At 66.6% G+C, this 21510-nt stretch carries 20 protein-coding genes and 1 riboswitch; of the genes, 16 read left to right on the top strand and 4 right to left on the bottom strand.

The annotated features are described in order from the left end of the window. The first annotated feature begins 66 nt into the window (after nt 1-66). The 6 genes from ACSR1C_RS09195 (at nt 67) to ACSR1C_RS09170 (ending at nt 6210) form a co-directional block, all read left to right on the top strand. Nucleotides 67-1464, top strand: coding sequence for a hypothetical protein (locus ACSR1C_RS09195; protein ID WP_460259171.1), 1398 nt, complete (start codon nt 67-69; stop codon nt 1462-1464). 102 nt (nt 1465-1566) lie between these two features. Then, a complete protein-coding gene (locus tag ACSR1C_RS09190) occupies nt 1567-2871 on the top strand; it encodes an ABC transporter substrate-binding protein (protein ID WP_460259172.1) in 1305 nt (434 codons plus the stop codon). Between the two features lie 57 nt (nt 2872-2928). Beyond that, a complete protein-coding gene (locus tag ACSR1C_RS09185) occupies nt 2929-3855 on the top strand; it encodes a branched-chain amino acid ABC transporter permease (RefSeq protein ID WP_460259173.1) in 927 nt (308 codons plus the stop codon). Then, entirely contained in the window at nt 3852-4796 is a 945-nt protein-coding gene (locus ACSR1C_RS09180; protein ID WP_460259174.1) for a branched-chain amino acid ABC transporter permease, read from the top strand. Before ACSR1C_RS09185 ends, ACSR1C_RS09180 begins: the two co-directional genes overlap by 4 nt. Next, the gene (locus ACSR1C_RS09175) at nt 4793-5515 is read left to right on the top strand and encodes an ABC transporter ATP-binding protein (protein WP_460259175.1); all 723 of its coding nucleotides are present in this window, start codon (nt 4793-4795) and stop codon (nt 5513-5515) included. The genes ACSR1C_RS09180 and ACSR1C_RS09175 overlap by 4 nt, the downstream gene beginning before the upstream one ends. Then, nucleotides 5515-6210: an ABC transporter ATP-binding protein gene (locus tag ACSR1C_RS09170; RefSeq protein ID WP_460259176.1), complete on the top strand. Its 696-nt coding sequence runs from the start codon at nt 5515-5517 to the stop codon at nt 6208-6210. The genes ACSR1C_RS09175 and ACSR1C_RS09170 overlap by 1 nt, the downstream gene beginning before the upstream one ends. 4 nt (nt 6211-6214) lie before the next feature. Here ACSR1C_RS09170 and ACSR1C_RS09165 read toward each other — a convergent pair whose 3' ends face one another. Next, complete coding sequence (locus ACSR1C_RS09165) at nt 6215-6655, bottom strand: MarR family winged helix-turn-helix transcriptional regulator (protein ID WP_460259177.1); 441 nt, start codon at nt 6653-6655, stop codon at nt 6215-6217. Nucleotides 6656-6786: 131 nt separating this feature from the next. Between ACSR1C_RS09165 and ACSR1C_RS09160 the strand changes: the two genes are divergently transcribed. The 10 genes from ACSR1C_RS09160 (at nt 6787) to ACSR1C_RS09115 (ending at nt 17989) form a co-directional block, all read left to right on the top strand. Next, nucleotides 6787-7638 (top strand): FAD binding domain-containing protein, encoded by an 852-nt coding sequence (locus ACSR1C_RS09160; RefSeq protein ID WP_460259178.1) that lies wholly within the window; start codon nt 6787-6789, stop codon nt 7636-7638. Beyond that, nucleotides 7635-10373 carry a molybdopterin-dependent oxidoreductase gene (locus tag ACSR1C_RS09155; RefSeq protein WP_460259179.1) on the top strand — a complete coding sequence of 913 codons (2739 nt, stop codon included), beginning with the start codon at nt 7635-7637 and terminating at the stop codon, nt 10371-10373. The genes ACSR1C_RS09160 and ACSR1C_RS09155 overlap by 4 nt, the downstream gene beginning before the upstream one ends. Continuing rightward, the gene (locus ACSR1C_RS09150; protein ID WP_460259180.1) at nt 10370-11848 is read left to right on the top strand and encodes a 6-hydroxynicotinate reductase; all 1479 of its coding nucleotides are present in this window, start codon (nt 10370-10372) and stop codon (nt 11846-11848) included. Before ACSR1C_RS09155 ends, ACSR1C_RS09150 begins: the two co-directional genes overlap by 4 nt. A gap of 4 nt (nt 11849-11852) precedes the next feature. Continuing rightward, complete coding sequence (locus ACSR1C_RS09145) at nt 11853-12698, top strand: UPF0280 family protein (protein WP_460259181.1); 846 nt, start codon at nt 11853-11855, stop codon at nt 12696-12698. Next, nucleotides 12691-13272 (top strand): amino acid synthesis family protein, encoded by a 582-nt coding sequence (locus tag ACSR1C_RS09140; protein WP_460259182.1) that lies wholly within the window; start codon nt 12691-12693, stop codon nt 13270-13272. Before ACSR1C_RS09145 ends, ACSR1C_RS09140 begins: the two co-directional genes overlap by 8 nt. A 124-nt stretch (nt 13273-13396) precedes the next feature. Continuing rightward, nucleotides 13397-13501: riboswitch (guanidine-I (ykkC/yxkD leader) on the top strand. A gap of 82 nt (nt 13502-13583) precedes the next feature. Continuing rightward, a complete protein-coding gene (locus tag ACSR1C_RS09135; RefSeq protein ID WP_460259183.1) occupies nt 13584-14657 on the top strand; it encodes a putative urea ABC transporter substrate-binding protein in 1074 nt (357 codons plus the stop codon). 29 nt (nt 14658-14686) lie between these two features. Beyond that, nucleotides 14687-15532: an ABC transporter permease gene (locus ACSR1C_RS09130; RefSeq protein ID WP_460259184.1), complete on the top strand. Its 846-nt coding sequence runs from the start codon at nt 14687-14689 to the stop codon at nt 15530-15532. After that, the gene (locus tag ACSR1C_RS09125; protein WP_460259185.1) at nt 15529-16290 is read left to right on the top strand and encodes an ABC transporter ATP-binding protein; all 762 of its coding nucleotides are present in this window, start codon (nt 15529-15531) and stop codon (nt 16288-16290) included. Before ACSR1C_RS09130 ends, ACSR1C_RS09125 begins: the two co-directional genes overlap by 4 nt. After that, nucleotides 16280-17545 (top strand): agmatinase family protein, encoded by a 1266-nt coding sequence (locus ACSR1C_RS09120; RefSeq protein WP_460259186.1) that lies wholly within the window; start codon nt 16280-16282, stop codon nt 17543-17545. The genes ACSR1C_RS09125 and ACSR1C_RS09120 overlap by 11 nt, the downstream gene beginning before the upstream one ends. Nucleotides 17546-17548: 3 nt before the next feature. Continuing rightward, entirely contained in the window at nt 17549-17989 is a 441-nt protein-coding gene (locus tag ACSR1C_RS09115) for a hypothetical protein (RefSeq protein WP_460259187.1), read from the top strand. A gap of 54 nt (nt 17990-18043) precedes the next feature. Here ACSR1C_RS09115 and ACSR1C_RS09110 read toward each other — a convergent pair whose 3' ends face one another. The 3 genes from ACSR1C_RS09110 to ACSR1C_RS09100 all read right to left on the bottom strand — a co-directional run bounded on the left by ACSR1C_RS09110 (nt 18044) and on the right by ACSR1C_RS09100 (nt 21507). Further along, the gene (locus ACSR1C_RS09110) at nt 18044-19453 is read right to left on the bottom strand and encodes a M10 family metallopeptidase (protein ID WP_460259188.1); all 1410 of its coding nucleotides are present in this window, start codon (nt 19451-19453) and stop codon (nt 18044-18046) included. Nucleotides 19454-19579: 126 nt separating this feature from the next. Then, nucleotides 19580-21022, bottom strand: a complete 1443-nt coding sequence (ccmI, locus tag ACSR1C_RS09105; protein WP_460259189.1) for a c-type cytochrome biogenesis protein CcmI — start codon at nt 21020-21022, stop codon at nt 19580-19582. After that, nucleotides 21019-21507: a cytochrome c-type biogenesis protein gene (locus tag ACSR1C_RS09100; protein WP_460259190.1), complete on the bottom strand. Its 489-nt coding sequence runs from the start codon at nt 21505-21507 to the stop codon at nt 21019-21021. Before ACSR1C_RS09100 ends, ccmI begins: the two co-directional genes overlap by 4 nt. Nucleotides 21508-21510: the final 3 nt, after the last annotated feature.

The raw sequence follows: 21510 nt of genomic DNA, 5'->3' as shown, positions 1-21510 counted from the left end.
AAGTCAACGCGCCTGTGCGGCGTCTTGGATGTTTCCCCGGCGCGAAAAATGCCGGATGCTGACATCATGACACGATTGCTCCGCCTGCTGCCTGCGGCCTTTATGGTCGCCCTTGCGCCCGCCCGCATTGCCCACGCCCACGCCACCGAGGGCGGGTTTGTGCTGTTGTTGCCCACGACCTTTTACATCGCGGGGGGCGTGGCCAGTGTGCTGCTGACGGTGATCCTGGTCTCGGCCCTGCCGGACCGGATGGCGCTGGGCCTGTTCCGGCCGCTGGCGCTGATCCGCAGCCGGGGTTTCAGCGCGCCCGCCTGGGTCAGCCTGTTGTCGTTTCTGGTGCTGACGGCGCTGGTCGCGGCGGGCTGGGCCGGGTCGCATAATCCGATGCACAACCCGCTGCCACTGGCGGTCTGGAGCCTGTGGTGGGTCGGTTTTGTCACCTTGCAGGGCGTGCTGGGCGATCTGTGGCGCTGGGTCAACCCGTGGACCGGACCCTATACACTGCTGCAGCGCCTGTTTGGCCTGCACCGGCTGGCGGTGCTGCCCGGCTGGGTCGGCCACTGGCCCGCGCTGATCACCTTTCTGGGGTTTGCCGCCGTGCTGCTGGCCGATCCGTCGCCATCCGACCCGGACCGGCTGGCGCCGATGGTGGCGGGATATTGGGCGCTGCATTTCGCGGGGCTGGTGGTGTTCGGCCCGAAATGGCTGCGCCGCTGCGAAGGGCTGAGCGTGCTGTTGCGCAACTATGCCTCGGTCGCGCTGTTCGGCAAGTCCGGCGGGCGCTGGCGCGTCGGGCTGCCCGGCTGGCAGATTCTGTGCCGCCGCGCGCCGCCCCCGGGGCTGGCGGTGTTCATGGTCGTGATGCTGGCGGTGGGCAGCTTCGACGGGCTGAACGAAACCTTCTGGTGGTTTGGCCGGCTGGGCATCAACCCGCTGGAATTTCCCGGCCGCTCGGCGGTGATCGGGCCCAATCTGATCGGTCTGCTGGTGGCGGTCGTGCTGCTGGTGGCGGTTTTTGCGCTGGCGGTTCAGGCCGGGCTGCGGCTGGCGGGGGCGCGGGGCATGTTCGCCCAAGGGTTTCGCAGCTTTGCGCCGGCGATCCTGCCGATCGCGCTGGGCTATCATTTCGGCCATTACCTGCCCAGCCTTCTGGTCGAGGGGCAATATGCGCTGTTGACCGCGACCGACCCGCTGGACCGGGGCGCCGATCTGCTGGGTCTGGGCGAGTTCTATGTCACCACCGGCTTTTTCAACACCCAAGCTACGGTGCGCGCGATCTGGCTGTCGCAGGCGGGCGCGGTGGTGCTGGGGCATGTTCTGGCGATCCTTTTATCCCACGCTTTGGCGGTACGTCTTTTCAGTTCGCACAGAAAAGCGGCGCTTAGTCAGATACCTTTGGCAACATTCATGGTTCTTTACACGCTTTTCGGGCTTTGGCTGCTGGCGTCGCCACGCGGCGTGTGACGTAAAGGGAAAAAAGTTGGACAAAACATATGTGTGCATACAGACTGATCCACAGAACATCCAATAAAAGACCGATCAAATCCACCAACAGGGATCTGTTTCATGTCCGACTCCAAAACGACCCCCAACTCACCGTCGCGCCGCAAGGCCCTGAAAACGCTGGCTGTTGGCGCCGGGGCCGCTGCCGGCGCCACGGCGCTGCCGATGTGGGCGCGTTATGCGCAGGCGCAAACCTCTGAACCGATCCGCATCGGGTTCCAGATGCACGCAACCGGCATCGGTGCGTCCTACGGGCGCTGGTACGACCGCACCACCCAGGCCGTCGTCAAGCAGATCAACGACGCCGGCGGCATCAATGGCCGCCCGGTCGAGATTGTGACCGAAGATGACGGTACCGACCCCAAGCGCGGCGCCGAAATCGTCGAGAAATTCGCCACTCAGCACAACTGCGATCTGGCGTTTGGAACACTGTTCAGCCATGTGGTGATCGGGTCGGCCCCGCGTGCGGGCGAACTGAAACTGCCCTATTTCGTGGTGTCCGAAGGGCATCACGTTGCCTCGGGGATGCTGAACCGCTGGACCATCCAGCCCGGCATCACCGATGTGAAAAGCCAGGTGCAGGCGATGGCGCCTTTCGTGGCCGAAAACCTGGGCAAGAAGGTCACGATGATCTATCCCGATTTCGCCTTCGGCCATGACCACCGCGATTATTTCTCGGCCGCGATCGAGGCGCAGGGCGGCGAGGTGGTGGCCAAGATTGCGATCCCGCCGGCGGAAACCTCGTTCACCAAGTATTTCCCCAAGATTCCGCGCGACACCGAGGTGATCTATCACGTCATGGTCGGCCCTGCCGTGCTGACCTTCGTCAAGGAGATGGGCGAATTCTTCGGCCCCAACGCGCCCGAGATTTTCGGCTTCATCGACAGTCTCGAAGCGGTCGATCTGTCCAGCCCCGGCCTGGAGTTCCTGGAAGGCACCTATTTCTGGGAAGGCATGCCGCGTTACGCCCAGCCCGATCAGACCGAGTATGACAAGCAGTATCGCGCCGCCATCGGTGTCGATGAAAACGGCGCCTCGGTCAGCGACCCCAAGGACGTGTCGACCTATGCCCACATGTTCGGCTGCTGGGAAACCATGTATGTCATCAAGGCAGGCATGGAGGCTGCGGGCTATACCGGGCCCAAAGACCGCGCCGCGCTGATCGAGGCGGTCGAGGCGATGACCGATATGCCGTTGTCTAACGAGCATCCGCAGGGCGCCAAGCTGTTCAACGGCAAGACCCATCAGGTGTTCGGCCCGCAATACATCTCGAAGGTCACGGACGGAAAGCTGCTGGTCGCGCATACCGCGTCGATCGAGGACACGCTTTATCCCGACGAGGTCGATTACACGACGCAATCCTTCTGAGCGAACAGGCCTCGGGCGCATTCCCGCGCCCGAGGCCGCGTCTGGCGCGGGAATCGCATGGAATTCGGACCCTATCTTGTTCTGGCCTCGCTTGAGGGCGCGGTGCTGGCTGCGGTGCTGGCGCTGATGGCGTCGGGGCTGAGCCTGGTCTTCGGCGTGATGCGCGTGGTCAATGTCGCGCATGGCGAGTTTTACATGCTGGGCGCGGTTCTGGCCTGGTGGGTGACCTCGTTCATCGGCGGCGGCCCGGCGCTGGCCTTCGTGGCCGCGCTGATCTTGGCGCCGCTGATCGTGGGGGTAATCGCCGCGCTTGCCGACATGACGGTGCTGAAACATCTGGATTACGACCCCGAGCGCACGATCGTCGCCACGATCGGGCTGTTGTATATCCTGCAGCAGGTCACGCTGATGACCTATGGCCCCGATGCACGCCCGGTGGCGCCGCCGTTCAACGCCCGGATCGCGCTGCCCTGGGTCGAATTCGTCGAGGGTCGGATGCAGATGTTCTGGCCCTGGGGGCTGAGCATCACCAGCTACAAGCTGTTCGTCATCGGCGCCGCTGCCGCCGTGCTGCTGGGGATCTGGGCGATGATGGCCAAAAGCCGGATCGGCCTGCTGATGCGCGCGACCCAGCTTGACCGCGAAACCGCGCAGGCCTTCGGCATTCCGGTGGAACGGGTCTATGCGCTGGTCTTCGGGATCGGGGCGGCGCTGGCGGCGTTGGCCGGTGTGCTGATCGTGCCGATCCAGCAGGCGCATTACCTGATGGGGGGCGAGGCGCTGCTGCTGTCGTTTATCGTGGTGATCATCGGCGGGTTGGGCAGCATGGCGGGCACCGTCATCGCTGCGATCCTGATCGGGATGAGCGACGGTATCATCTCGGTCTTCTTTTCGCCGACGCTGGCCAAGATCATCGCCACGCTTCTGGTGGCCTTCGTGCTGGTGTTCCGCCCGCAGGGCCTGTTGGGAAAACCGGCAAGATGAGCGAAACCGCCAAGGTTATCACCCTGCATGTGGGGCTGGTGGCGCTGCTGTTCGCGCTGAATTTCGTGCTGCCGGCCTATCACCACGGCAATCTGGCGCGGGTGATGGTGCTGGCCACCTATGCGATCGGCTATAACGTCATGTTCGGCTATACCGGGTTGCTGAGCCTGGGCCACGCGATGTTCTTTGCCGCCGGCATGTACGGCATGGGGCTCAGCATCCGGCATCTGGGATTTGCGCCCGCGCCCGCGCTGCTGGCGGGTATTGCGTCGGGCCTTATGCTGTCGCTGGTGGTGGGGGTGCTGGCGCTGCGGACGACCGGGGTGGCCTTCATGATCGTGACGTTGATGTTTTCGCAGGCGGTATATCTGACGATCCTGCTGTTCGGCGAATATACCCGCGGTGACGAGGGGTTCGTGATTCAACAGGCCGAACGGATCATGGCCGGAATCGATCTGAGTGATCCGGTCAACCGCTACATGGCGGCGCTGCTGATCTTTGCGGTCTGTCTGTTTGCCACGCTTTGGCTGATGCGGCGGCCCACGGGCAAGGTGCTGGTCGCGATCCGCGAGAATGAGGAACGCGCGCAGTTGCTGGGCTATGACGTGTTCCGGCACAAGTTGGCGGCGGTGGTGATTTCGGGCACGATCTCGGCCACGGCCGGGGCGGGCTACGGGCTGCTGTTCGGCTATGCCGGGGCCAGCTTCGCCACGGTGCAATATTCGATCTTTCCGCTGCTGTGGGTGCTGCTGGGCGGGGCGGGCACGGTGATCGGACCGTTCATTGGAACGCTGTTCATGTTCTATCTGATCGACCTGTCCAGCGGGATCACCAGCGCCTATATGCTGATCGCGGGGGTGGCGCTGGTGCTGCTGACGCTGTTCGCGCAACAGGGGCTGGCGGGCGAGCTGCGCAAGCGGCTGTGGCGGTGGCTGCCATGACGGTGCTGTTGTCCACCCGTGGCCTGTCGCGCAGCTTCAACGGGTTGCGCGCGGTGCATAATGTGGATTTCGACCTGCCCGAGGGCCAGATCCGCGCGCTGATCGGCCCCAATGGCGCGGGCAAGACCACCTTTGTCAGCATGTTGATCGGGCGCATCGCGCCCAGCGACGGGCGGGTGAAATTCGATGGCGCCGACATCACCGATCTGCCCGCGCATAAGCGGGTGGCGCGCGGCATGGCCTATACGTTTCAGATCACCTCGGTCTTTGCCGATCTGACGTTGCGCGAAAACGTGGCGCTGGCGGCGCGGCGGCGGCTGGGGCGCGACCGGGCCGCAGTGACGCGCGAGGTGGACGCCGCCCTGGCCCGGGTCGGGCTGGCGGGCTATGCCGGTCAGGTGGCCAGCGATCTGAGCTATGGCCATCAGCGCCTTCTGGAGGTCGCGATGGGCATCGCCCAGAAACCCCGGCTGCTGATCCTGGACGAGCCCACCCAAGGGCTGGCCGACAGCGAAATCGCCGAGTTCAAGGCGTTGATCCGGGCACTGTCGGGCGAAACCACGGTTCTGCTGATCGAGCATAACATGAGCGTGGTGATGGAGATGGCCGATTACGTCACGGTCCTGAATTTCGGCGAGATTCTGGCCGAAGGCACCCCGGCCGAGATTCATGCCAATACTGCGGTGCAGACCGCCTATCTGGGCACGGGGGTGGGTTGATGCTGCAGATCAAGGGCATCGATGTGGCCTATGGCCCGGCGCAGATCCTGCGCGGCCTGTCGCTGGAGGTGAACGCGGGCGAAATCGTCTGCCTGCTGGGCCGCAACGGTGCGGGCAAGACCACCACGATGAAGGCGATCATGGGGCTGTTGCCGCTGAAGGCGGGGCGGATCCTGCTGGATGGCACCGATCTGGGCGCGTTGCCCGCGCATGAGGTGCCCAGACGCGGCATCGGCTATGTGCCGCAGGGCCGGCGGCTGTTCGCCGAACTGACCGTGGCGCAGAATCTGGAAATCGGGATGATGACCCGCAACAGCGGCCCCGAGGTGCTGGAACGTGTGCTGACGCTGTTCCCGCGTCTGCGCGAACGGTTGGATCAGCGCGCCGATACCCTGTCGGGCGGCGAGCAGCAGATGCTGGCCACGGCGCGGGCGCTGTGCCTGCGCCCCACGGTGCTGTTGCTGGACGAGCCGACCGAGGGGCTGCAGCCCTCGATGATCGAGTTGATCCGCCAGGTGATCGTGCAGATGCGCGACGAAGGCGTGGCCGTGCTGCTGGTGGAACAGCGGATCGACGCGGTGCTGTCGGTGGCCGACCGGGTGGCCTTTATCGAAAATGGCCAGAACCGCGATACCTTGCCCGCCGCCGCGCTGCAGGCCGATCCGGGATTGCTGAAGCGCTATCTTGGGGTCTGAGACCTCAGGTCAGTTTCAGCAGCAGCGCCAGAAAGGTGGCGCGCTCTTTCACGGTCAATGGGGCCAGGGTTTCGCGCGTGACCTCATGCGCGGCCTCGCGGTAGGTTTCGAACAGGTCGCGCCCGGCCTGGGTCGGCATCACGATGATGCGGCGCAGATCGTCGGGGTCGGGTTCCGAACAGACCAGCCCCTTGCGGCGCAGCCGGTCCACCACGCCTTTGATCGTGGCCGCATCCATCGCGGTCTGCCGCCCCAGCGCGTTTTGCGAGGTCGGCCCCAGGTGGCACAGTTTGGCCAGCGCCGCGAATTGGGTCGAGGTCAGCGTCGGGATCATCTCGGCGAAAAGCGCCAGGTGCCGCTGCGTCGCGCGCCGAAGTTGAAATCCGACCTGATTTTCGAGCACATAGTCGGATTCGGCGTCAACGGGGGGGGCTGAATTGTTCATACGGAATCATTCCTGCAATCCACGCCCGGCTTCAAGGTCGAATTTGCGATTGACAGAAAAACCGGCGCGCCTCAAAATCCATTGGTATACCAACAATAAATCCCATTCCACCCGGTGGCAGGAGGGCTGACGTGACGGCGTATCTCAGACCCCGAACCCTGTCCGCGGCAGTGGCGGCGGCCGCGTCGGGCCGGGCGACCATCGCGGCGGGCTGTACCGATCTGTTCCCGGCGACGCAGGGGCAGTGCCTGCCGGGGGATGTGCTGGATCTGACGGGCATCGCGGCACTGCGCGGCGTGTCCGAAGCCGCCGGGCAGATCCGCATCGGCGCGCTGACCACCTGGGCCGAGCTTCAGCGCACCGATCTGCCGCCCGCCTTTGACGGGCTGAAGGCCGCCGCGCGCGAGGTGGGATCGGTTCAGATCCAGCGCGCGGGCACCCTTGGCGGCAATCTGTGCAATGCCTCGCCTGCCGCCGACGGCGTGCCCTGCCTGTTGACGCTGGATGCGCGGGTCGAGCTGACCTCGCAGGCCGGGGTGCGGGTGCTGCCGGTGTCGGAGTTCCTGACCGGGGTGCGCCGGACCGCCCTGGCGCCGGGCGAGATTCTGACCGCAGTTCTGATCCCGCAGGATGCGGCGCGCGGGCATTCGGCGTTTCTGAAGCTGGGCGCGCGGCGTTATCTGGTGATCTCCATCGCCATGGTCACGGCGCGGCTGGTGGTCGAGGATGGCCTGGTGGCCAGCGCTGCGCTGTCGGTCGGGGCTTGCAGCGCGCAGGCGGTGCGGCTGCCGGGGCAAGAGGCCGCGCTGCTGGGCCGGCCCGTGGCCGGTCTGGCCGGGCGGATCAGCGCCGGGCTGGTCGCGCCCGCGCTGGACCCGATCGCGGATATCCGGGCAGATGCGGCATATCGGCGCCACAGCGCCACCGAATTGCTGCGCCGCGCGGTCGCGGGGCTGTGTGCGCAGACCGGAGGGGTGGCATGAACAAAGCGGATGTGCGGATCGGGCTGCGGGTGAATGGCCAAAAGGTTGCGGTTGGCGGTGCGCCGGGGCGGCGCCTGTCGGATGCGCTGCGCGAGGATCTGGGCCTGCGCGGCACCAAGGTCGGCTGCGACGCGGGCGATTGCGGGGCCTGCACGGTGCTGCTGGACGGCGAAGCGGTCTGCGCCTGCCTGACCCCGGTGGCGCAGGCGGATGGCCGCGACGTGACCACGGTCGAGGGATTGTCGTCCGGCGGGCTGTCGGATCTGCAGGCGGCGTTTCTGCGCCACGGGGCGGCACAATGCGGGATCTGCACGCCGGGGATGCTGATGGCGGCCACGGCGCTGCTGGCGCAGGTGCCCGCGCCCACGCGCGACCAGGCGAAAGAGGCGCTGGGCGGTGTGCTGTGCCGCTGCACCGGATATACCAAGATCATCGACGCGGTGTGCGATGCGGGCGCGCGCCCGGCCCCCGCGCCCCTGCCACAGGCGGGGGCGGCGGTGGGGGCTGCGGTCGCGCGGCTGGACGGTGGGCCCAAGGTGGACGGATCCGAAGTGTTCGGCGCGGATTACTGGCCCGCGGGCGCGCTTGTGGTACGCGCGATCCGGTCACCGCATTTCGCGGCCGGGTTCCGCTTCGGCGATCTGGCGGGCTGGGCCGGGGCGGCGGGGGTGCAGGTCTTTACCAGCGCCGATCTGCCGGGGCGCAACCGCTTCGGCGTCATCCCGCCCTTCGCCGATCAGCCCGCCCTGGCCGAGCAACACGCGCGGATGCGCGGCGAGGCGGTGGCGATCGTGGCCGGGCCGCAGGCGGTGATGGCCACGCTCGATCTGTCCGATTTTCCGATTACATGGGCGCCGCGCGACCCGGTGCTGGCGCCCGACACCGCGCTGGGTGGTCCGCCGCTGCATGACAGCCGCCCCGACAATATCCTGATCCGGGGCCGGGTGGTGCAGGGCGATGCCGCGGGCGCGCTGGCCGGGGCCGCGCATCTGGCCGAGGTCACGGTGCAGACCGCCTATGTCGAACATGCCTATATCGAGCCCGAGGCCGGCTGTGCCTGGATGGACGGCGACACGCTGGTCATTCAGGCCTGTACCCAGGCCCCGGTGATGGATCGCGACGATACCGCCATTCTGCTGGGGTTGACGCCTGACAAGGTCCGCATCATTCCGGCGGCCACCGGCGGCGGGTTCGGGTCAAAGCTGGATGTCTCGCTCCAGCCGTTGATCGGGCTGGTGGCGCTGAAGACCGGCCAGCCCTGCCGCATGGTGTATGGCCGCGCGGAATCGATGATGTCGACCACCAAGCGCCACCCGGCCCGGATGACCGCCCGGATCGGGGTGGACGCCGGTGGCCGCATCGCCGGGATGGAATTCGACGGCACCTTCAACACCGGCGCCTATGCAAGCTGGGGGCCGACGGTGGCCAACCGGGTGCCGGTTCATGCCTCGGGGCCGTACCGGGTGCCGAACTATCGGGCCGAGGCCACGGCGGTGCATACCAACGGTCCGGTGTCCGGCGCGTTCCGGGGCTTTGGCGTGCCGCAGGCGGCGGTGGTGCAGGAACTGCTTTACGACGATCTGGCCGCGGCCTGCGGGTTGGACCGGCTGGAGTTTCGCCGCTGCAACGCGCTGGCCGACGGCGACCGCACGGTCTGTGGGCAGGAACTGCACGGTGTCGGTATCCGCGCCTGTCTGGATGCGCTGGCCCCGCGCTGGGGCCAGGCGCTGGCAGAGGCGGCGGCGTTCAACGCGGTGGCGGGCGCCGTGCGGCGCGGGATCGGCGTTGCATCGTGCTGGTATGGCTGCGGCAACACCGCGCTGCCCAACCCGTCGACCATCCGGGTGGGGATCACCCCGAACGGCGCGCTGCGGCTGCATCAGGGGGCAACCGATATCGGGCAGGGCTCGAACACCGTCATCACCCAGATTTGTGCCGATGCGCTGGGTATGCCCCTGACGGATTTCACCCTGATCGGTCCCGATACCGCGATCACGCCCGATGGCGGCAAGACCTCGGCCTCGCGCCAGACGGTTGTGTCGGGCAAGGCGGCGCTGCTGGCGGGCGCGGCGCTGCGGCGCCAGATTCTGGCGCTGACCAACCGGGGCGCGGACGCCGCGATCCGGTTGCAGGGCGATTGCCTGCTGGTGACCGACAGTTCCGGCACGGCCACGCTGCGGCTGGCCGATCTGCCCGAGGCCGGGCATGGCTATGCGCTGCTGGCCGAGGAAAGCTATGACCCGCCGACCCTGCCGCTGGACGACAACGGGCAGGGTGTGCCCTATGCCGTTTACGGCTATGGCGCGCAATTGGCCGAGGTCGAGGTGGACATGATCCTGGGTACCGTCCGGGTCGCCCGGATCACTGCGGCGCATGATCTGGGCCGGGTCATCAACCCGCGTCTGGCCGAAGGTCAGATCGAGGGCGGCATCGCCCAGGGGTTGGGCATGGCGCTGATGGAGGATTACATTCCCGGCCGGACCGAGAACCTGCACGACTATCTGATCCCCACCACCGGCGACATGCCGCAGATCGACCCGGTCCTGATCGAGGTGCCCGACCCCGAAGGCCCGATGGGTGCCAAGGGGCTGGGCGAGCATGTGCTGATCCCGACCGCGCCCGCGATCCTGAATGCGATCCGCGATGCCTCGGGCGCGCGGATCACGCAATTGCCGGCGCTGCCGCACCGGGTGCTGGCCGCGATCCGCGCCGCGCAGACGGAGGATGGGGCATGACCGCCGACGCGACGACCCGTGCGGGCAAGATCCGCTGTGACGCCTGCCCGGTGATGTGCTTCGTGGCCGAGGGCATGACCGGCGCCTGCGACCGCTATGCCAATGAGGGCGGCAGGATCGTGCGTTGCGATCCGCTGACGGTGCTGGATCGCCGGATCGCCGAAGGCGGCGAAATTCGCCCGTTCCTGGCCGCCGAATGGCAGGGCGATCTGATCCGCGACGACGATCTGTTTGTCAGCGCGGTGGGCGCGGGCACCACCTATCCCGATTACAAACCCGCCCCCTTCATCATCAGCCGAGAGGTCGAGGGTGTGGATTTCGTCACCGTGGTGACCGAGGCGATCTATTCCTATTGCGGGGTCAAGGTGAAGATCGACACCGACCGCCACCTGGGCCCCGAAGGCGCGGTGATCCGCGCGCAGGGCGAGGCGGTGGGGTTGATGATCACCTCTGAATACGGTTCGCAGATGATGTCGCTGGGCGGTGTGGATCACCTGACCGGCGGGTCCAAATCCGAGGGTCGGGTGACCTGTGACACGCTGCTGCGGTTGTGCAACAAGCAGCCGGTCGAACTGTCGGTCGAGGGCGGCGCCACGGTTGTGGTGCAGGCCGGCCAGCCGCCCATCGTGGACGGCGCGACCGAACACCGGATGCGGGTCGGCTGCGGCTCGGCCACCATCGGGATGTTCGCGTCGCAATGGCGGGGGCTGGTGGACGAGGTCGTGGTGGTGGACGATCACATCACCGGCGTGGTGTCCGAGCATCAGGCGGGCAAGGTGCTGGGCTGGCCCGAGACCGGCATCCGCATCAAGGGGCGCCGGTCCACGCCGGGACGCTATTTTCAGGTGGCGCAGCCGGGGCTTGGCTGGGGCGGCACCGATATCGAGGAGCCGCTATCGATTCTGGGCGACTGGAACCCGAAGAAGGGCGCGCGCCCCGGCCTGACGCTTCTGATGGTGTCGACCACCGGGGAACATGCGGGCTATTACGTGCTGGACGACGCGCTGGTGCCGCAGCCCGCCGCCTTGCCCGACGGGTTGCGTGCCTCGGTCGATCTGATCGCTGAAAACTGCGAACCGGCGCTGTGCAATGTGCTGTTCGCCGCCGGGGCGGGGGGGTCGCTCCGGTCTGGGGTCACGCGCAACCCGGTGCGGCTGACGCGCTCGGTGCAGGCGCTGAAGACGCATGTCACCTGCGGCGGCGCCCCGGCCTGGATCTGGCCCGGTGGCGGGATCACCATGATGGTGGATGTCACAAGGATGCCAGAGGGATCCTTTGGCTATGTGCCCACGCCCGCGCTGGTGGCGCCGCTGGAATTCACCCTGCGGCGCGACGACTACCTTGCGCTGGGCGGGCATGGCGACGCGGTGCGCAGCCTGGCGGATGTGCTGGAGCATGGCGGCGACTATGGCGACCGGATGCGCGCCGTCGCCCCGCGCGGCGACATGCCGCCGCTGCCGGACGACACGGGCTAGGGTGATGGGGCCGCAAGCCTCCCTTCTGCCGGACGGGCAGCGGCTGCACCTGCATCACGGGCCGATCGACCTGATCATCGGTGCGGACGGGGGCGCGCGGGAGCGCGCCTTTGCCCGTGCCACGGCGCGGTTCAGCACGGTGCTGGACGAGTTGGTGGCCGAATTGCCCGCGCTGCGCCGTCCGGTGGGGCAGGCCGCGCTGACCGGCGCGATCGCGCAGGCGATGCAGCGCGCGGCGGCGCCGTTCGCGCCCGTTTTCATCACGCCGATGGCCGCTGTGGCCGGGGCGGTGGCCGATGCGGTTCTGGCCGCTGTGGCCGGTGCGCCCGGCCTGACCCGCGCCTATGTGAACAACGGCGGCGATGTGGCCTTCTTTCTGGCAGAGGGGACGCAGATCACCGCCGCCATGGCCGGGGGCCGGATCACGCTGTGCGCCGCCGATCCGTATCGGGGCATTGCCACCTCGGGCTGGCGCGGGCGCAGCCAGTCGCTGGGCATTGCCGATGCGGTCAGCGTGGTGGCCGGAACCGCCGCCGCCGCCGATGCCGCCGCCACCCTGATCGCCAACGCGGTCGATCTGCCGGGACACCCCGCCATCACCCGGCGCCCGGCCCATGATCTGGCGCCCGACAGCGATCTGGGCGCGCGGCTGGTCACCACGGAGGTCGGACGCCTGAGCGGCGCGGAAACCGATGTGGCGCTTGACCGGGGCGCGGCCTTTGCGCAAGACCTGCGGCACAAGGGGCTGATCGGCGGCGCCTGTCTGCTGCTGAACGGCCAGAGCCGCACCATCGGCCCGATGCCCGACCCTGAACCGAATGCCGAACGACCGGAGCTGCACCATGCCTGATTTCCCGATCCGCAAAACGATGATCTTCATCGAGGATATCCACCACGACGGCGGCCCGGTGGCCGATCTGCCGCGCCGCCGCGCCGCGATCATCGCGCTGGTCGCGAACCCCTTTGCCGGCCGCTATGTCGAGGACATCAAGGGCGCGATGGACGATCTGAAGCCCCTGGGGCTGATGATGACCGATCGTCTGATCGCGGCGATGGGCGGGGCGCAGGGCATCGATGGCTACGGCAAGGCCGCGCTGTGCGGTGAAAACGGCGAGCTGGAACATACCGCGCTGTGGCATGTGCCGGGCGGCTATTCGATGCGCGAGCGGCTGGGCGAGGCCAAGGCGATCGTGCCCTCGTCGATGAAGGTCGGCGGCCCCGGCACCCGGATCGACATCCCGCTGGGCCATATCAACGCGGCCTATGTGCGCAGCCATTTCGACGCGATGGAGGTGGGCATCGCCGACGGCCCCCGTGCCAATGAACTGCTGTTCGCGCTGGCGATGAGCCGTGGCCCGCGCATCCATCACCGTGTCGCGGGCCTGGCGGCTGCGGACGTGACCGGCGAAGATGGTCTGCGCTAGGGCACGGCCCGATCCTTGGGCGATCCGGCGCAATTCGCGCTGAAATAACGGGCAACCTCGCCCTTGGCCGTGGCCGCCCGCCGCGCGGCGTTTACCGGGCCGCGATATCCCGCATTATAGGCCCATGCAGGGCGTCTAGGGTTCCGTTTGCGTTGGCAAAGCAGGTCCGAGAGATGCCGCCGGGTCCGATCACGGGTCCGGTACACGGCGGGGCAAAATCCCGGGAGAGCACTGCACCGTTCGATCGAAACGTGCTCTCTGCTTATCGTGTTCCGGTCGGGCTGTTTTTGACGCCGCAAAGGGACACTGCCATGAACCGATTTTCACTAACCTCGACCTCGACACTTGCCGCGCTGACATTCGCGCTGACCCCGGCTATTGCCGCCGCGCAGGAAAAAGACAGCTTCAAACTCGCCTGGTCGATCTATGTGGGCTGGATGCCCTGGGGCTATATCGAAGACAGCGGCCTCATGGACAAATGGGCCGACAAATACGGCATCGACGTCGAGATCGTGCAGATCAACGATTATATCGAGTCGATCAACCAATACACCGCCGGCGCGTTCGACGGTGTGTCGGCCACCAACATGGATACGCTGTCGATCCCGTCGGGCGGGGGTGTCGATACCACGGCGCTGATCGTGGGGGATTATTCCAACGGCAATGACGCGGTGATCCTGAAGGGCGAAGGCGGGCTGGCCGATCTGGCGGGCAAGCCCGTGCATCTGGTCGAACTGTCGGTGTCGCATTACCTGTTGGCGCGCGGGCTGGACAGTGTGGGCCTGTCGGAATCCGATCTGGACGGGGTGATCAACACCTCGGACGCCGACATGATCGCGGCCTATGCCACTTACGACGTACAGGCGGTGGTCACGTGGAACCCGCTGGTCTCGGCCATCATGGCAGAGCCGGGCGCCAACATGCTGTTCGACAGTTCCGACATTCCGGGCGAGATCATTGATCTGATGGTGGTCAATACCGCGGTTCTGGACGCCAACCCGGCCTTCGGCAAGGCGGTGACCGGCGCGTGGTACGAGGCGATGGCGATCATGTCATCCGACACGCCCGAGGGCATCGCCGCGCGCGAGGCGATGGCGGCGGCCTCGGGCACCGATCTGGCGGGCTATGACGCGCAGCTTGCCTCGACCGCGATGTTCTATGACCCGGCTGCGGCGGTGGCCTTCGCCTCCGGCCCCGAACTGCCCGAAACCATGGTCAATGTGGCCGGGTTCCTGTTCGACAAGGGTATCCTGGGCGAAGGCGCGCCCTCGGCCGATTTCGTGGGTGTGGCCTATCCGGACGGATCGACCACCGGCGATGCGGGCAACGTCAAGTTCCGCTTCGACACGACCTATATGCAGATGGCCGCGGACGGCGCGCTCTGAGACCGCCGGTTTCCCCCATGTTGCCGCGCGTGCCGGACCCCGCTGAAAAGCCCGGTTCGGTGCGCCTGGTCAACCGCAAACCCGGCCGGGCGCTGGCCGGGTTTCTGCTGATGCTGCCCTTCGTGCTGGTGCTGGTGGCCTATGCGCTCGGGTCCGAGGCGCGGCGCGCGGTCAACCCGGCGGACAAGCTGTTGCCGGCGCCGACGCAGATCGTGGAAACGGCGCAGCGGTTGCTGACGCAGCCCGACAAGCGATCGGGCGACATCCTGTTCTGGAAAGACACCGGCGCCAGCCTGCGGCGGCTGGCGCTTGGCGTGGGCATCGCGGCGACGCTGGGGCTGGGCTTTGGTCTGCTGATCGGGCTGCTGCCGCTGGTGCGCGCGGGGGGCGCGCCCTTTGTGTCGGTTCTGTCGATGATCCCGCCACTGGCGGTGCTGCCGATCCTGTTCATCGTGTTGGGGCTGGGCGAAGTATCCAAGGTGGCGCTGATCGCCATCGGCATAACGCCTTTCCTGATCCGCGATCTGTCACAGCGGGTGGCCGAACTGCCCGCCGAGCAGATGGTCAAGGCGCAGACCCTTGGCGCAACCTCGCTTGCGATCGGGCTGCGGGTGGCGCTGCCGCAGATGATGCCGCGCCTGTTGCAGGCGGTACGGCTGTCGCTGGGCTCTGCCTGGCTGTTCCTGATCGCGGCCGAGGCGATCGCCGCCGAAAACGGGCTGGGCTATCGCATCTTTCTGGTGCGCCGCTATCTGGCGATGGATGTGATCCTGACCTACGTCATCTGGATCACCGTGCTGGCCTTCGTGATCGACTGGCTGCTCAAGCGGCTGACGCAGCGGCTGTACCCCTGGGCGGGGGAGGGCACGCTGTGAGCTATGTCGAGGTCGACAATGTCTTTCAGTCCTACAACCACCGCCCGATCCTGGAGCGCGTGTCGCTGGGGGTGAAACAAGGCGAATTCATCTCGATCGTCGGTGCGTCGGGCTGCGGCAAGTCCACCTTCCTGCGGCTTCTGCTGGCGCAGGAACAGCCCAGCCGGGGCGAGATACGGATCGACGGCGCGCCGCCCGCGCGCGAGCCGAACAAGGATCGCGGCGTGGTGTTTCAGCGTTATTCAGTGTTCCCGCACATGACCGTGCGCGAAAACCTGATCGCGGCCGAGGCATTGGGTGCGAACCCGCTGGGCCTGTTGCTGGGCCGCGCGCATCGGGCGGCGGGCAAGCGTGCGGATGCGGCATTGGAACGGATCGGGCTGTCGCATGTGGCGGGGCAATATCCGGCGGCGCTGTCGGGCGGGATGCAGCAGCGGCTGGCAATTGCCCAGGCGCTGGCGGCGAAGCCGAAGATCCTGCTGCTGGACGAACCCTTTGGCGCGCTCGACCCCGGCACACGGCTTAAGATGCATGGTTTCTTGCAGGAGCTGCGGGCCGAAACCGGCATGACCGTGTTCATGGTCACCCACGATCTGTCCGAAGGCTTCAAGCTGGGCGACCGGGTGCTGGTCTTCGACAAGACCCGCTGGGACCCGCAGGCGCCAGAGGCTTATGGCGCCACCATCACCTATGATTTCGACACGCGGACGGCCACGCCGCCGCACGACAACCCCGAGGAGAGCATCCATGTTCACTGAATCAGGCCGCCGCCCCCGGTCGCACCACCCGGCCGACCAGCGCCATGAGGCGCGCCGCTTTCACCACCCGGACCTGTCGAAGCTGCAGGGCTGGAAGTCGATGCAGGCCGAGGCCGACATTCCCGGCGACGAATGGGAAAAGGAAAAGCAATGGGCGCTGCGCATGGGCCTGACCGGCGCCGACAGCATCGAGGACAAGTCGATCCCCACCTTCGCGCGGGGCGAGTTGCCGCATTACGCGGGCATCAACACCTTCCTGAAAGCCCCCTATGCCGAGGACGTGTCAGAGGTCGGCCAGTATGACGCCACCGTGCTGGGCGCGCCGTTCGATGGCGGCACCACCTATCGCCCCGGTACCCGCTTCGGGCCGCAGGGTATCCGCAAGATCAGCGCTCTTTACACGCCCTACAATTATGAAATGGCCATCGACCTGCGCGAACAGATGAGCCTGTGCGACGCGGGCGATATCTTCACCATCCCCGCCAATATCGAAAAGACCTTCGATCAGATCAGCCGCGCCTGCGCGCATGTGTTTTCCAGCGGCTCATTGCCGATCATTCTGGGCGGCGATCATTCGATCGGTTATCCCACGGTGCGCGGCATCGCGGAATGCACGTCGAAAAAGATCGGGATCGTGCATTTCGACCGCCACGCCGATATTCAGGAAAAGGACCTGGACGAACGGATGCACACCACGCCGTGGTTCCACGCGACCAACCTGCCGAACGTGCCGGCCAAGAACCTTGTGCAGGTCGGCATCGGCGGCTGGCAGGTCCCGCGCGAGGCGGTGGGGGTGGCGCGGGAACGCAACACCAACATCATCACCATGTCGGATATGGAGCGCATGGGCGTCGACAAGACCGCTGAGATGGCGCTGGAAATGGCGTGGGACGGGGTGGACATGGTCTATATGTCCTTCGACATCGACAGCGTCGATTGCGGTTTCGTGCCCGGCACCGGTTGGCCCGAACCGGGGGGCTTTTTGCCGCGCGAGGCGCTGGCGCTGGCATCCAAGGTCGCGGCCGAAGGCATCTGCGGGATGGAACTGGTCGAGGTCTCGCCGCCCTATGACACCTCGGACATCACCGCACTGCTGGGCACGCGGGTGATCGTGGATGTTCTGGGCTCGATGGTGTCGGCGGGCACGCTGGGCAAGCACAAGCGCCATATCGACAAGCCGGTGACGCTGCCGATGGGCGACTATTCAGAGGCGACCCATGGCCGCCGCTGGTCGACCCCTGCGAAAAGGAAATGACCGATGCCGCATGATCACCCACACCATCACGACGACGACCACCATCATCATCACGGGTCGGGCCACAACCACGCCCACCCCGACCACCTGCACAGCCATATGGAACCGGGCGACCGGGCGGCCGACCTTCAGGTTCTGACCACCCAGTTCATCGATGGCTTCACCGCGGCGAAGGACAAGCAGGCCTATCTGAAGATCGCCGGCGTACCGCTGGAAATCGGCGGCGGCGACAGCCCGGCGCTGAAACTGGTGGATGTGGAGTTGCGGACCGAATGGCAGGTCGGCACGGCCTCGCCCTCGTTCGGCTCGCGCGAGCTGAGCTATCTGCCCTTCCCGGGCGAGATGATCACCGAGCGCACGAATATGGGCTTCGTCTATGTGTCGATGGCGGAAAAGCGCGTGGTCGATCTGCGCGATTTCCTGCGCGACAGTCTGGCGGACTGAGCCCCCGGAACTGGCGCCGCTGCGACCCAAGGCGGGCCGCAGCGGCGTGTTTCATCAGGCGAACAGGATGAAATCCGCGCCGGAAAGTTCCGACCGTTCGACACCTTCGAAGAAGATGATCTGATCTTGATAGGTCAGCGTGATGCCAGAGGCATCCATGCTGGCGGACAGGTCCTGACGGTTGAACGGGCCCAGATCGGACACATCGACCATGTCGAAGCCATCCTCGAAATCGGCGATCGTGTCGAACCCGCCGCCATCGGCGGTGAAGATGAATGTATCATTGCCGCCATTGCCGGTCAGCACGTTGTCGGCGCCGTTGGCGATCAGCGCGTCGTTGCCCGCGCCGCCGGTGGCGTTCTCGATCACTGCGCCATTGGCGATGGTATAGCCGCCATAGATGCCGTCGGCATAGGAAATCCAGCCGCCGCCGCCTTCTTCCAGCTGCAAGGTCGCTTCGCGCAGGTCGATCACTGCGTTCTCGCTGCCGTCATAGCGGATCTCGTCGGTGCCGCCGGCATCCCAGATGCAGCTGTAGAACGTTCCGGCCTCGTTCGCGTCGGGCAGGTAATACACATCGTCGCCGGTGTGGTATTCGTCATTCGCGCCGTATTTTTCCTGAAGCTGCGCGATGTCGATCGCCATCGGCGTGCCCTGATAGCCATAGTCCACGGTGTCGGACGGCGACAGGGCGCCGTTGGGGTTGGTGGCCCAGCCATCGACATAGGACATGGTGGTATAGATGCCCTGGTTCAGATCGCCGGTGCCGGTGTCGTCGGCCCCCGAGACGCCCGGCAGGATGCTGGAGCCGCCGCCATCGTCATGCGGATGCGCCAGGCCAAGGCCATGGCCGAATTCGTGAATCAGGGTGATGAAGCCATAGCCGCCCTGTTCCAGCCCGCCGGTTGCATCCCAGCCCACGGCGCCGACGCCGGCGTTGAAGCCGGCAGAGCCCGGGCTGGCCTCGCCCGGGGGGTTCATGACCCCCAGAAACAGGCCGAATGCGTTGACCTTGTTCAGCGAAAATTCGGCATCCGCGGCATTGGTGGTTTCCACGAACTCGACATCGATGATCGCCTCGTAGGTGTCGAAGGCGACCGCGACCTGCTGCTTTTCATAGGCCGTCCATTCAAGCCGCGGGAACAGGCCGCCATAGCTGCCGGTGCCGGGGACGAAATAATACTCGATGACCATGTCACCGTCGCCGTTGAATTCGCCGCTGTCGACCGCCTGGTCGCCCCAGTTGATCGCATCGGTATAGGACGAAACGCTCAGCGCGATGGCAGAGGCTTTTGCGATCAGGCCGTCGGCGCCGTTCGCGTCGGTGTTCAGAAGATCGACGCCGCAGCACGGGCAGGGCCCGTCGGTCAGAAGATGGCCCCAGGCGGCGGGGCTTACCGTGTCGGTCGCGGCGGCGATGACCGCAGTTTTACTGTCAAAATGTTCTGAAATGAAGTTCAGCACCGGATAAATCTCCTCAGTGATATATTGCGGCGCAGGCTAGTCCAGATGGGCGCGTTTCCCAACCCTGAAAGTTCGGTTTGCCTAATGAAACTCCCGGGGCGCGGCACTGGGACCGCGCCCTTTCGGTCAGGGCGTGGTCACGGCCGGCCCGGCCTCGGCGGAAAGCCGGGCCAGGATCGCTGCCTTTTCGGCGAAATGGGCGCGCGCGGCGCTGTAGGTCGCCTGCGCCTTGTCGGCCTTGCCAAGCTGCGCGTAAGACCGCACCAGCATGATCCAGCCGTCGGGGTTGTCTGGATTTTCCTCCAGCTTGGCGGCCAGTCCGGCGACCATCCCGGCGATCAGGTCGGCCTGTTCGTCGGCGCTCATGTTCTGCGCGGCGGCGATGTCGGCGGCATCCGGTCCCGAAACACCCGGCGCCTGCGCCAGCAGATCCAGCCCAAGCGCCGTGGCGGCATCGTCGATCTTGCCCAGAACGAAGGGGGCGGCGGCGAAATGCGCCCGCGCATCGGCAATGGTGCGCGCCGCGCCTTCGTCGTCGCCCAGGGCCGAACGGATTTGGGCCAGCTCGATCCAGCCCTTGTAATCGGCCGGATCACCGGCCAGTGCCAGTTCCAGCCCGACCGCGCGGGCGGTCATGGCCTCGGCGCTGCCGATATCCGCCCCGCCCCCGGCAGACCCGGCGGCGGCGATTTCCACCGCGGTGGCATCGGGCAGATAGGCGGTCACGTCGCGCTTCAGGAACCGGGCCATGTTGACGATGTCGCGCCGTACCAACCCCATCCAGGGCGCGTCGGGGGACGAGTCGGCGGCCAATGCGGCCCAACCGTGCAGCGCGCCTTCGAAATCCTGCGCCTGCGCCTTGGCCAGCGCCACATAATACCGTGCGCGCGGGTCGGTGCCGCGCGCCAGCACCTGCTCGAATATCAGTCGGGCGGCCTGCGGCACCTTGTTGCCATTGGCCAGCGTCATCGCCTCGCCATAGGCCGACAGTACCGAGGGGTTGTTGTCCGACAGCTCGGCCGCATGGCGATAGGCGTCGGCGGCCGAGGCATTGTCGCCGATCGCGGCATAGCTGCGCGCCAGAAGCCACCAATCCTCGAACGATTGCGGGTTGTCGCGGGTGGTCTGGATCAGCAACTGGATGCGGCTGTCGATATCGCCCGCCTCGGCCTGCTGCATCAGGGCCTGCGCCTTGCGCTGTGCCAGCGGCAGATCGGGCAGCGCAGGGTTGCCAAGCCCGGCATAGCCCGCCAGCGCCGCGCCCGCCGCCAGCACCACAAGGGTCGCGGCAAAGACCGGCGAACGGTGCGAGACCGACATGCCCCGGACGGATTTGCGGGCGGCCTTCAGCGCGCGGGCCTCGATTTCCTGCTGGGCGGCGTCGAATTCCGCCGCGCTGATCAGCCCGGCCTTCAGGTCGCGGTGCACCTCGTCGGCCTGATCGCGATAGATCGACAGCGCCTGATCGGTTTCGTGCAATTCGACCTCGGTGCGGCGCAGGAACGGCCAGGCCATCCACAAGGCGCAGATCAGGGCCGCGCCGGTAATGGCGATCCACAGAAGGGTCATGTGCGGTCTCCCTCAAGCAGTTTGCGGGCCTCGGCCCGGTCGGTGTCACTCATGCCCGCCAAGCCGGCCGGTGGTTTGCGTCCGCGCGCATAAACTACGGCGCCGGACAGCCCGAACAGCAGCGCCAGCGCCGGGGTCAGCCACAGCACCGCGTTCTTGGCCGACCAGCGCGGTTTCAGCAGCACATAATCCCCGAACCGGTCCGAGATATGGCGCAGCACCTGCGCATCGGTGTCGCCGGCCGCCATCCGTTCGCGCACCAGAACGCGCAGATCCTTGGCCAGCCCGGCATTGGAATCGAAGATCGACTGGTTCTGACAGACCAGACAGCGCAACTGACGGCCGATTTCCCGCGCGCGGGTTTCCTGGGCGGGGTCGGCGAACATCTCGTCCGCGTCCAGCGCCAGGGCCATCGGGGCGGTCAGCAGCGCCAGCATCAGCGCCAGAAGGGCAGGGCGCAGGCGGGCGGGCAGGGGTATCCTCATGGT

Source organism: Actibacterium sp. D185-2 (assembly GCF_054954595.1).
The sequence above is the reverse complement of the archived record's forward strand: the minus strand, read 5'-3'. Positions and strand labels throughout refer to the sequence as shown.